At 51.0% G+C, this 4339-nt stretch carries 5 protein-coding genes; 1 reads left to right on the forward strand and 4 read right to left on the reverse strand.

Annotated elements, in window-relative coordinates; translation table 11 throughout:
- The 4 genes from B3F49_RS02135 to B3F49_RS02150 form a co-directional block, all read right to left on the reverse strand.
- Positions 1-1047 (reverse strand): HD-GYP domain-containing protein (locus B3F49_RS02135; protein WP_293908769.1); only part of this gene is annotated, 1047 nt, incomplete at its 3' end.
- A 93-nt stretch (positions 1048-1140) separates the two neighbouring features.
- Positions 1141-2106: a D-2-hydroxyacid dehydrogenase gene (locus tag B3F49_RS02140; protein WP_293891093.1), complete on the reverse strand. Its 966-nt coding sequence runs from the start codon at positions 2104-2106 to the stop codon at positions 1141-1143.
- 61 nt (positions 2107-2167) lie between these two features.
- Entirely contained in the window at positions 2168-3337 is a 1170-nt protein-coding gene (locus B3F49_RS02145; RefSeq protein WP_293891090.1) for a GGDEF domain-containing protein, read from the reverse strand.
- 171 nt (positions 3338-3508) lie between these two features.
- Positions 3509-3682 (reverse strand): hypothetical protein, encoded by a 174-nt coding sequence (locus tag B3F49_RS02150; protein ID WP_293891087.1) that lies wholly within the window; start codon positions 3680-3682, stop codon positions 3509-3511.
- 325 nt (positions 3683-4007) lie between these two features.
- On the opposite strand from B3F49_RS02150, the gene B3F49_RS02155 reads away from it, so the two are divergent.
- Positions 4008-4339, forward strand: a 332-nt coding sequence (locus B3F49_RS02155) for a TetR/AcrR family transcriptional regulator (protein ID WP_293908770.1), incomplete at its 3' end; no start/stop codon positions are given.

Consider the following 4339-nt stretch of genomic DNA (forward strand, 5'->3'; position numbering starts at 1 on the left):
CAATCTCTTTCTGATCTCGTCGACCACCTGTAAGAATGCTTCAAACACGATGGGGTCGAAATGTCTCTCTGCTTCCTGTCTCATCACCTCGATTGCTTGGTCATGTTCCATTTTATCTTTGTATACCCGCTTGCTCGTAAGTGCATCATATACATCGATTACGGCCATCAAGCGTCCCGAAAGGGGAATTGCAAGACCGCGCAGCCGGGCAGGGTATCCGCTGCCGTCGTACCACTCGTGGTGGCTGGCTATCAACTCCCGGGCAGTTTCTATGAAGCTTATCTTTGTCTCTTCATTCTCGATGCTGTAATCCAGGGCCTCAACACCCTTGTTCACATGCTCGCGCATGATGACAACTTCGTCTGGATCAAGTTTTCCAGGCTTGAGCAGTACATGGTCGGGAATGCCGACCTTGCCGATGTCGTGCAAGGGAGCGGTATCGATCAGTTCCTGAATCTCTTTTTCGCTCAGCTCGTATCCAATATGTTTCATTTTCTGCAACTGTTGGCAAAGCAGTTCCATCATGATTTTGGTGCGTCGGGCATGGTTGCTGGACTCGATATTCCGCACTTCCAAAAGCCGCACCAATGCGTTGATGGTTATCACGTTGGTACGTCTGATTTCTGCAGTTCGTTTTTCAACAAGTTCCTCAAGGCGGCGGTTGTGCTCCTTGATGAGCTCGGTGGACTGCTTGAGCCTCAGTTGTACATCGATGCGCATCTGCAGGGCTTTGAAATTCAGCGGCTTTCGGATGAAATCGACGGCGCCTTTCTCCAGTCCGCGAATTTCCATATCGACTTCCTCGGTATTGGTAAGAATAATGATGGGAATTTCAAGATTCCTGGCTTGGATGTGGTCCAGAAAGGTGAACCCATCCATGACAGGCATGTGAAGGTCCAGCAGGATGAGGTCGACCTCTGGATGCGTATCGAGCGTGTGCAACCCCTCTTCGCCGTTTCGAGCCAGCAGTACCGTGTGATTGGAAAGCATGTATTGGATGAGCGTAAGATCAGTTGCCGCATCATCGATTGCAAGAATTATGGCCACCTTCCACCCCTCCTTGGACATGTTCCATCGTACCATCGCCGACCAGCCGGGTAAAGGAGAATAGTCTTGCTATTCATTTATTGATGGGACTATCTAATACGTCCGTGCAAAGTCTACGCAATTGATCAATGGCTTGTTCTGGAGATACAGCCCAAGGTTCTTCAAAAACAGGGAAAACACCTGATGAGGATCGCTTGGGGACAAGCCGCTTGCATGCGGGGTGATCAGGACATTGTCCAGCGTCCATAGTACATGGTCCTGCGGCAGGGGCTCGATCGTGGTGACATCAAGGCCGGCTCCCTTTATCCTGCCGCTCTGAAGGGCCTGCACCAGAGCCTGCTCGTCCAGCAGGTTGCCTCGTCCTACATTGAAAACATACGAGCCTGGTGGCAACAGGGCTATCCTTCGCTCATCAAGCAGATGCTCGGTTTGATCGGTGGAAGCTGCACACAATACAAGGTAGTCGGCTCGTACCAAAAAGGCATCCAGGTCCTTCTCCGTTCCCAGCTCGTCCACATAGGAAGGCTTCTCAGTTGCCGTTCGTTTGACGGCAAGTACCCTGAGGCCGTGGGCTTTCGCCCGCAAGGCCAGCTGGGTCCCGATATCCCCAAGCCCGATGATCAGCAAGGTGCTCTCCCAGAGGTCCTTGGTAGGGAAGTAGCGTTTCCATAGCTTGCTCTTCATCTGGTCATGATAGCGCAGCAGGTTGTGGTTGAAAGCGATTATTTCACCGATGACATGGTCGGCGATTTGCCTGCCGTAGGTGCCTCTCGCATTGGTCAGGAGGATGGGCTGGCTGGCATAGAGGGCGGGATCGACATACTGACTTACCCCCGAGGATGGGGTTTGCAGCCAATGCAGGTTGGTGGCATGTTTCAGGTCTTCCGGTTTTGGCAGTCCTACAATAATCCGGGCTTGCTGCAACTGCTCGCGGCTATAGTGCGACATGTCTGTGCTGGTTACGCGAACCTGGGGGTACAAGGCCTCAAGGCTTTCCATTTCTTCCTGATCAGGACAGAAATGCGATCCGGTGAGAAAGAGTGTATCGATGGTATGCATGTCTGATCTCCTGGGTATGGGAGAAACCCTATCGGTTACCTTCTGTTTGGGCAAGAGACTCTCAACCCTTTTTCCGGGTTTCCTGATGTTTTTTCATCTCATAGAGGCTTGTATCGGAGCGCCTGATCACATCCTCCAGGGTATCGCCTTCCTCCCAGACAGCCAGGCCGATACTCACAGAAAGCGCCTGTCCCTTCAACTCCGGAAGGAACACAGCTTGGACATCGGTTTTGATCAGATTGCTTATTTGTCGGGCGTTTTCAAGATTGGAGGAGGGCATCACCATGACAAATTCATCACCGCCTGAACGGAAACAGCCCTCATCCCCCTCCGAATGTTGCAGCAATGTCTCGGCAATCCGTTTCAGAACCTTGTCCCCGACGGGATGTCCGTGTTCATCGTTGATAAGCTTGAAGGTGTCGACATCGAGGGTTAACAGTACAAACGGCTTATGGTGTTTCCGTGCGTCTCTTTCCAAACGAGCCAAAGCCTTGTTCATTGCCCGGCGATTGCCCAAGCCGGTCAACTCATCGGTATAGGCGTGGACGCTGATCAATTGGACGACGACAAAAAGGGAGAAGGAAAGCAGCAAGGAGAGCAACGAGAAGGTGATGATGTGCAGATACAAGAGCATGCGTGACTGTATGAGCAAGGTTGCCGCCGAATAGTCGACTCCCACCAATCCTGTCAAACTGCCGTCACGATGGTCGACAATAGGGGCGAAGGCGCTGAGGTATACTCCCCAGTCGGAGAGGAGCAGTTCGGTGCTGCCGGTTGCCATTCGGGTTGTATATACGTTCTGCTCGGTTTCATCCATTGTATCGAGGGAGCCGAAAGGGGAGAAGTTTTCACTGTCGGGGAGCTCGGCATCGAGAACGTAGCGGATGATTTTTCCATCAACCAGCGCTTCGGTATAGATATAGTCGGCGTCGTTTTGTTCCTTGATGGTACGCAGCAAGGCATTGTATCGCAGGTAGTCGGCATAGGCCTGGGAGTCCTCATTGAGTGTCGGTGCATCGGATATGGCTCGATATGACTCGATGTCGTCTTCCAGAAAGGTTGCCACGGTGGTGGCGATGGAGAGAGCGCGCAAACGGGCGTTGTCTTTGAGGACATTGGTGGTTCGTTGATAGAGAAATTGTGCAGGGAAGAGGACGCAAAGAATCGTTGCTGCAAGCAGTAGCAAAAATGTGCGTTTTTCCCCAAAACCAATACGTAGGGATTTTCTCATCAATCCTCAGAGAACAAATAGGTGCGTTGTATATCCGCCCTGCCTGCATCTACCATACTTATAACGTAAGCATCAGCATTTGTCATCCAGTGCACCGCCTCAGGTTGGTGCAATGCATGCAATATGTTGGAAAGTGATGGCCGGTATACACGCGTATACCGGCCTGTCGGTTCACTTCAGGTTGGCCCTGAAACTCAGTGAGTTGAATGCTCTGGAAAGCGTGTTTGCCTGCATGCCCGGTTGGGCTTCGTGAGGGGCGAAACGATATCCGCCAAGAATCAGGACCTGGAAGGAATCGAATAGGTTGAGTTCAAAGCCGGTGGCGATGCTGCTGTAAAATGCCATGCCAGATCCAGATAGGATTCAGTCTCTTCGATTTTCCCCAAAAGCATCCGACCGATACTCGCCTGCAAGCCACCGTGTGGCTGTATGGGTGTGCCCCAAAATGTACAGTATCTATGACTGAAAGAGAAAAGTACAAATGAGGAATACAAATCAAAAAATGGAAGAAGGAATGTGCAATTGCTTGGTGTACTATGCCATGGGTGGGTGTATTTTTACCATGGTCTGCGTGGTGGTGATTGGAAGGGCACCCTGCGATGTCTTGACAAGCAAAAGACTCTTTCTGTATAAATGAATGAATTAAAAAATATTCATTCAGGATGGACGCATGGAAGAGAAACAAGCTCTGTTGTACAACGCGGCAAAAACATTGTTCACCAAGGGTGGGTTCAAATCCACCAGCGTAGCCCAGATCGCCAAGGAGGCGGGGCTTGCTGTGGGAACCTTTTACCTCTACTACCCGTCAAAGGAAAAGCTGTTTTTGGATATATTCCTTGCAGAGAATGCAGTGTTGAAACAGAGGTGCCAGGCACAGCTTGACGTAACATTGGAACCGAAGCAAGTGATCGCCCATATGCTTGCGTGCAACAGCGAAGGTATGCGCAACAACCCGATTTTGCGTGAATGGTACAACCGAAAGGTTTTTGCAAAGCTCGAGCA

The sequence above is a fragment of the Sphaerochaeta sp. UBA5836 genome (assembly GCF_002432845.1).
In the GTDB taxonomy this organism is placed as follows: domain Bacteria; phylum Spirochaetota; class Spirochaetia; order Sphaerochaetales; family Sphaerochaetaceae; genus Sphaerochaeta.

Excerpts from the sequence above, each read along its gene's own strand:
- B3F49_RS02150 (WP_293891087.1), bottom strand. The coding sequence starts at position 3,682 with ATGGCATTTTACAGCAGCATCGCCACCGGCTTTGAACTCAACCTATTC.
- B3F49_RS02145 (WP_293891090.1), bottom strand. The coding sequence starts at position 3,337 with ATGAGAAAATCCCTACGTATTGGTTTTGGGGAAAAACGCACATTTTTG.
- B3F49_RS02140 (WP_293891093.1), bottom strand. The coding sequence starts at position 2,106 with ATGCATACCATCGATACACTCTTTCTCACCGGATCGCATTTCTGTCCT.